Raw genomic sequence first — 6,946 nt, forward strand, 5'->3', positions numbered from 1 at the left:
GACAATCGCCTATCCCCTCGGGATAACACTCCCTCCAGCAATGTTGAAAAAGAATCGCTATATCTAAAGGCAATCCTACTTTTCTGCAATTCATCTCTTAGCAGTTTATGTCGCTCGCTCACATCAGCTGGGAGTAATTGTGCTGACCACTGAAAAGGAGTGTGTGGCTTAGGCACTAAAGTAGAAACGCTTACAGTGATATTTTTCCCCTTTGCTTCCTTTAAACCCTTAATGCGACGCGCGAGATGGACGATTCCCAAAACGTCTTCAATAGTTTCAGTAGGTAGGCCAATCATAAAATAAAGCTTAATTCCGCTCCAGCCCATTTGAAACACATTCTTACAGGTTTCTAAAATCTGCTCATCTGTAACACCCTTGTTGATGACGTCGCGAAGCCTTTGAGTTCCCGCTTCAGGTGCCACGGTGAAACCAGTGCGGCGCACTTTTTGTACTTGTTCCAACAGTTCTGGTTTTAGAGCGTCGACTCTAGTTGATGGAAACGATACTGCCAATTTTTCTTCGTCTGCGTAGCGATTCATTACTTCAGTAACTAGAGGAAGAATGGAGCAATAATCGGCTGTGCTTAAGCTCATCAAGGAGACTTCTTCAAAACCACTATGAGAAAGGGCCGTGTCAATAATATCTAGCACCTCTTCTGGGCGCCTTTCCCGTTGTGGGCGATACAAAAAACCAGCCTGACAAAAGCGACAACCGCGCACACAGCCGCGCATCAGTTCGACGCTCAAGCGATTGTGAACCGTTTTTACGTTAGGCACTATGGGGTTAACGAGAGTAGTTGCTCCACTTAAAGTATTAAGCAATCGCCTGCGCGACGTGGAAATGCTCGTAGTGGATTTTGCGGGAGTGGTCAGCACGGGGCGTGTGGAATCGTAGTCGACGTTAAAATGTGCGGGGACGTAAATTCCTTCTATGGTGGCTAACTCTGCGAGAAGTGCGTTCTTGTCAGTGCGTTTCGCATCCTTAAACGCAAGGCACGTGCATATAATTTCTTCGATAGCCTCTTCAGCATCCCCTAAGAAGAACGCATCGAAAAAAGGTGCAATAGCCTCGGCATGATAAGCCCAAGGTCCACCCCCAATCACCAGCGGAAAACTCATGTTGCGTTCGCTTGCGAGAAACGGAATGTCAGCCATGTCAAGCATGGCTAAGATATTGGTGGCGCAGAGCTCGTATTGTAGGCTAAAACCCAAGATGTCGAAATTTCGCAGCGGGCGCTTTGATTCGAGCGATACTAGTGGAAAGTCACTCTCGACAAGCAACTTCTCCATGTCGGGTAGAGGCATAAAGACGCGTTCAGCCCAGTATTGAGGAGTCCGGTTTATTACTTCGTAGAGAAGTTGGAGACCTAAGTGAGACATGCCTATCTCGTAAGTATCTGGGAATGCTAGGGCAAAGTGCATGCGAACATTGGCATCAGACTTAATGACGCTGTTATATTCACTACCTATATATTGGCCAGGTTTCTGAACTTCTAGTAGGTGAGACTCTATAAAATCAAAAGTGTGGCTCGGGTTTAACAACTCCAAATGATTTCTCCACTAGTTAAAGTTTCCCCCATTTTTTATTTGTTGCTCCAGGTCTTCCTAGTTTTTGGCTCTGTGCATGAACATTAGGCGGATCGTTCTGATTCTACGATTTCGGTCAATTTTTCTATGGAGGAACGTTTTCCCAAGACTATCATGGTCGACTCTGCTTCTATTACGCTATCTCGGTGCGGATTAAAAGTAATTCCGTGGGAATAGTGATTACGGTCATGAAAAACGAGTCAAGGATGGACCATCCCTCTATCGCGCTAAATCCGATCGTACCCGCAGTCATCAAGCTCACGATAAGCAATATCAGCTTAACTACGACCTGTATCTCGCCTGAGACGGCTGCTCCATTACCTTTCTCGTGTTTTTCTATAAATGATGACATAGTTCCAATATGGCTTTTTTTGCGCGAATCTGTATACCGTTTTCAAAAAGTTAGTTAACTATTTTACTTTTCCAAAGCGGTATTTGTCGTTTATTGGCAAGTGCTTACGCGCTTGCGAGTCGTATCATTTACAAAAATCCATTTTGTAAATGATATGACTTGCGATTTTGCCCTAAGTGCGATCTTATAGACAAGAAATATGTATAAATCATAAATTGACTAAATATGCTGTAATCTTATAGAGTATGTCCCTATGCGAGTCACTCGTATTGATATTTTCGGTTTCAAGTCCTTTGTCGAGCGCTTTGTTTTAAATCTCGATGAGCGCCTTATTGGCGTTGTTGGTCCAAATGGATGTGGTAAGTCAAATATAGTCGATGCCTTGCGCTGGGTATTAGGCGAAACTCATGCCAAGCAGCTAAGGGGGAATGTGCTCGAGGACGTCATTTTTAACGGCTCGGAGAGCCGAAGGCCGCTCGGCATGGCGGAAGTGTCTATAACCGTTAGGCCGGCTGAAGGATGGGCGGCCTCTGGAATTGCAGAGAACAACGAGGAAGCTGATTTAGCTGATATTGACGTCCCAACTGAAGATCAGGATAGCGTCTCAGCCGATGAAGTAGTGTGCACGAACGGGGCGCAAGTGGCTTTAAGCCACGGCGATTGTTTAAGAGATCTTGTTAGAGCCATTCCAGGGCTTCTCGATGTGGCGGAGATTCAGCTAACGCGGCGGCTGTACAGGTCTGGGGAGAGCGAATATTTTATAAATAAAGTTCCCTGTAGGCTGCGCGATTTAAAGGATCTATATAGAGTGCTTGGTCTGGGTGCCAGAGGTTTAAGCATTGTTCAGCAAGGACAGATTGGCGAACTCATTTCAAAGAAACCTACCGAACGCCGAGAGTTGCTAGAGGAAGCAGCCGGCATTTCTGGATTTCGCGTAAAAATAGAGGCTGCCGAGCGTTCGCTGGAACGGACTTCTGCCAATATGGCGCGCCTTTCTGATTTAATTGACGAAGTTGAAAAGCAAGTAGCGTACTTGCGCCGCCAGGCGAGCCGGGCGAAGAGGCGCGATGAGTTAAAACATGGTCTTAGAGAGGTTGACGAGCAGTTATTTCAAGCAAAAGCCGCTTCAATTTTTGTTAACCGGAAAGAGATAGAATCTCAGTTGGACAAGGCCAGAGAAGAACTCAATTCTTTTGACGGCAATTTAGCTCTGCTTGCCAAGGCGGAAACTGAGCACAGAGCTAAAATGGAGGAAGAGGACAGTTTGCTCGATGTCATTAGAAGGAGGAAGGACGAATTATCGACAAAGCTCCAAGCAATCCGCACTCGCAAGAATGAAGTTTTAGTGAAAGCGGCTGAAGTAAAGGGACGATTACACGTTCTCAGCGATAGGTTGCGCGTTAATCAGGATCGCACAACTGCGGCTAATGCCGAGATCGAGCGTAGGGAAAAGGCTCTATCAACGGCGCGTGATTCGCTAGTTGCGCTAGAGAACCGCAAAAAGCTTGCCAAGGAAGAGTTGGAGGCCGCTACTAGCGGCGCTAATCAGGAATTAGCACTTGTAAGACAAGGCGAGTCCGAGCTAGTCGATTCTGTAAAACAGCTTTCGGCGGCAGTTGCGGACGAACGCGTGCGGATAGCGAGCCTCGAGAGCGAAGTTCGCGCCCTATCGGCACAGCTTGCCCCTGCAATTCGCAAGCGCGAGGGTGGAGCTTCTAAGAACGTGCGCGAAATTTTTAAGCGCGAATCGGTGCAAGCGCTTTTAAGTGGTATAAGCGTATCGGATGAGTTTAAGACCCCGCTGGAAGCGGCTTTGGGCGACAGGGCCATATATGTAGTAGCTAATGACGTGTTGGCGTTAAGGGCATCGGTTGAGAAAGAGGGTTGCATTGATACTTGTTCGCTTGGCGTTGTCGATAAGTGTGTATTGCCAACTGGTTTGTCCTCTTTGTTGCGGGAGAGCTTTTCGTCGCGAAGGCTAATTGAAAAGCTCGAAATTAGGGAAGGGTTTAGCAATGCGTTCGACGCCCTTATTGGAAATGTACTCATTGCAAAGGATATAGAAGAAGCAGTCGGTCTTTTCGACGAGGTGCGCCAAAAACTCGGCCAAACAGCGGTTGAGGGATTGTGCGTAGTAACACTTAGTGGCGAGTTGTTGAGGAACTGGGGGTGGAGTGTAGCTAAAGAGGAAGTTGCCTTCGTTTCGCTTTCGCTAAGAGTTGAGGAGCAAACCAAGGCGCATAATGTGGCAAAAACTCGTTTTAATGAGTTAAGCGAAATGCTTGCCAAAAAAAAGGTAGAGCTAGAAAAAGTGTCGCGTCGTCGAATTGAGCTGGACCGAGAGAAGGAACGGCGCACGCGCGAGTTTATTACTTCTTTTACAAGTGAATCTGCAACTCTAAATGGCTTAATACAGTTTGAGACGGCTAGAATAAAGGAACTTAGAAGCGAAACGTTAGATTTAGAAGGCAAGCGAAAAAATATCGTTTCCGAAGAAGAGAAGCTTAGTAGCCAGCAGCGCGAGATCGAGCTTGCGATTGAGGCTCGCGAGAGGGAAGATTCCACTCAAGAAAAGGAGATCGACGTAGCTTTAAAGACCTTAGATGAGGAAATGAGGCTTATTCTCGATAGGAGGAATGCTTTTAGACTCGAGCTTGCTCAGATTGGCCAAAGACTCGATGTGTCGAGGCGCAGCAAGGAGGATAAAATACGGAGCTGCAATGCCATTCAGCTTAGGGTCGAAAGATCTGGCATGGAGCTTTCTATGCTTATCGAGGACATAAAGGCGCGGTATGCAGAGCGAGAGTGGGTTCTGCCGAGTGAAGAAGAAATCGTAGCGGTGCAGCGAGCCGTTGAAAAGGATGGTGGATTAGAGCGACATGTTCAGTCTTTAAATGAGCAAGTATTGCGGTTGCGTAGTAGGTTGGAGAAAGAAGGCGAGGTTGACAAAGATGTTTTGGTGCAGTTTGAGGCAGAGAGCAAGCGATTGGAAGAAATGTGTGCTCAAAGGGAAGATTTAGAGGCGGCTAATTCTACTCTTGCAAAAACCATAAAGGAGCTAAAAGATGTCTCGCGTCGCAGATTTATGGAAACATTTGAATTTGTAAATGCTCGTTTTTCTGAATTAGTCCCTAGGCTGTTTGGTGGTGGCGCTGGGCATCTAGAGTTAATTGAGTCGGATGACCCACTTGCTAGTGGAGTAGAGATCGTAGTGCGTCCTCCCGGGAAAAAACTCGCCAGCATGGATTTACTTTCAGGTGGAGAGAAGGCTTTGGTGGCGGTTGCGGTTTTGGTGGCCATGTTCTTATATAGGCCAGGGCCAATCTGCGTTTTGGATGAGGTGGATGCTCCTTTAGACGATGCAAATCTTGACCGGTTTTTAAGATTGGTAGCTGATATTTCCGAGCGGACGCAGTTTCTCATTATCACTCATAACAAAGACACTATGGCGGCCATGGGCAAGCTCGTAGGGATTACTATGCAGGAGAAGGGCGTTACGAAGGCCCTTTCAGTTAGTTTGGAGCAAGCAGCTCAATCGCTTCAGTTCGCGGTTGGTCAATAGAGAGAAGGTAAGAATATGGAAGTAAATATTAGCAAGTTTTTCGATTCCTTTATGCAGAGGTTAGCTGAAGTCGATCTCATGGCGGCTGATCCACTGGTTCTAATTGCCTTAGCGATAGCTATTCTGGCGCTTGCCATTAGTGCGCTCAAGGGGCGCGATAAGATTTCGCTCAGTGCGTCGAGATTGGTGTCTAACTTTCAAAAACTTAGAACTGAGGTTGACAGCCTATCGGGTCAGCTTGGCCCAGACATTGTTAAGCTTAAAAAGGAAGTCGAAGTTCTGCGCGCACAGCTTGAGCGACTTTCTAGCGACACTAGTGTTTTGTCGGAGCGACTTTTTGAGGAGGAGAGACAATACATATTGCGCGAGGAAGAGCGTTTAGCGGCGGAAAATTTAAAATTATCGCGCGAGGTGGCTGTAGCTGCGGAGGAGAGGGGCGTCGACGTCGGTGGCTGGGAAAGGCCAGCGGGTAAAGAAAAAGCAGTTGAGACACTGGGCGAAGTTCGCAAGGAGCCGGCAACGCTTACGGATGGCTTGAGCAAGACAAGACAGGGATTTCTTGCGCGCATAAAATCGGTTTTTTCTAAAAAGCCAGTTCTGGGTAGGGAGGAGCAGGAAGCAATCGAGGAACTCTTGATTGGAAGCGATTTAGGTGTTGCGACGACAAAAAAACTCATGGCCGGGCTTTTTGATGGTGTCGCGCTAACAGGGGGAAGTCGGGTTACCGAAGACAAGTTACGCGAACATCTAAAGCAGAAAATCTTGCAGATAGTTTCTAACAATGAAGATCCAGAAATAATTGCCCAGAAGCGCGATGGTCAGCCATTAGTCGTTCTAATGGTGGGTGTAAATGGCGTTGGCAAGACGACTTCTATTGCGAAACTAGCACAGAATTTTAAAAATCAAGGTGCTAGGGTGTTGTTAGGCGCTTGTGATACTTTTAGGGCCGCCGCGACAGATCAGCTAGAAATTTGGGCGCAGAGGATCGGGGTTGACATTGTAGTCGGTAACCCTGGCGCCAAGCCATCGGCGGTGGCATACGATACTATCCACAAGGGAATAAATGGCAACTTCGATGTAGTGATTATTGATACTGCCGGCAGGTTGCACACGCGTGTAAATCTCATGGAGGAGCTAAGAGGTATCATTAATATCATTGCCCGCGAGCAGCCCGGAGCGCCACATGAGACTCTGCTGGTGCTGGATGCTGCTACTGGACAGAATGCACTGCAGCAAGCGAGGGAGTTTCATGGGCTTAGCAATCTAACAGGTGTTATTGTTACTAAGTTAGATGGCACGCCCAAGGGCGGTATAGTAGTAGCCATTAAAGACGAGCTAAATATTCCCGTTCGCTATATAGGGATAGGAGAAACCGCAGGAGATCTACGCGCATTTTCTGCACATGAGTTTGTCGATGCGCTTTTTGAGGACAAGGACGAGCTCCTC

3 protein-coding genes are annotated in these 6,946 nt (G+C 47.2%); 2 read left to right on the plus strand and 1 reads right to left on the minus strand.

Features of this window, described 5'->3' with window-relative positions:
• Window positions 1–1,547: TIGR03960 family B12-binding radical SAM protein (locus IT291_04750; GenBank protein MCC6220535.1), on the minus strand; the 1,547-nt coding region annotated here is incomplete at its 3' end.
• A 644-nt stretch (window positions 1,548–2,191) separates the two neighbouring features.
• Between IT291_04750 and IT291_04755 the strand changes: the two genes are divergently transcribed.
• Together IT291_04755 and ftsY are read left to right on the plus strand one after the other, a co-directional pair.
• Entirely contained in the window at window positions 2,192–5,500 is a 3,309-nt protein-coding gene (locus IT291_04755; GenBank protein MCC6220536.1) for an AAA family ATPase, read from the plus strand.
• Window positions 5,501–5,578: 78 nt separating this feature from the next.
• Window positions 5,579–6,946 (plus strand): signal recognition particle-docking protein FtsY (ftsY, locus tag IT291_04760; protein MCC6220537.1); only part of this gene is annotated, 1,368 nt, incomplete at its 3' end.

Source organism: Deltaproteobacteria bacterium (assembly GCA_020845775.1).
Classification (GTDB): domain Bacteria; phylum Bdellovibrionota_C; class UBA2361; order SZUA-149; family JADLFC01; genus JADLFC01.

Bases quoted from the DNA above. Each gene is read 5' to 3' on its own strand.
- IT291_04755 (MCC6220536.1), top strand. From the start codon at position 2,192: ATGCGAGTCACTCGTATTGATATTTTCGGTTTCAAGTCCTTTGTCGAG.